The sequence below is a fragment of the Terrisporobacter mayombei genome (assembly GCF_020748465.1).
Lineage (GTDB): Bacteria > Bacillota > Clostridia > Peptostreptococcales > Peptostreptococcaceae > Terrisporobacter > Terrisporobacter mayombei.
Genome location: NZ_JAHZMP010000269.1, coordinates 1 through 442, shown reverse-complemented (window position 1 = coordinate 442; position 442 = coordinate 1). Strand labels below are relative to the sequence as shown.

The 442-nt window shown below is 56.6% G+C and carries 1 protein-coding gene; it reads left to right on the top strand.

Annotated elements, in window-relative coordinates; all coding sequences use genetic code 11:
• Positions 1-62 precede the first annotated feature (62 nt).
• The coding region (locus K0039_RS25475; protein WP_500303721.1) for a hypothetical protein at positions 63-442 on the top strand (380 nt) is incomplete at its 3' end.

Genomic DNA, 442 nt, shown 5'->3' with positions numbered 1-442 from the left:
TCAAACCGGTGCACCAGATGCTGCACTCGGTTGGTCTTGATGCGCTGGCGACCGCTAACGACATGAACCGTAACGTACTCTGCACCTCGAACCCTTACGAGTCGCAGCTACACGCGGAAGCGTACGAGTGGGCGAAGAAGATTTCTGAGCATCTGCTGCCGCGTACCCGCGCGTATGCGGAGATCTGGCTCGACCAGGAAAAAGTCGCCACTACTGATGAAGAACCGATCCTCGGCCAGACCTACCTGCCGCGTAAATTCAAAACCACGGTAGTGATCCCGCCACAGAACGATATCGATCTGCACGCCAACGACATGAACTTCGTGGCGATCGCCGAAAACGGCAAGCTGGTGGGCTTTAACCTGTTGGTGGGCGGTGGGCTTTCCATCGAACACGGCAACAAGAAAACCTACGCCCGCACCGCGAGTGAGTTTGGCTATCT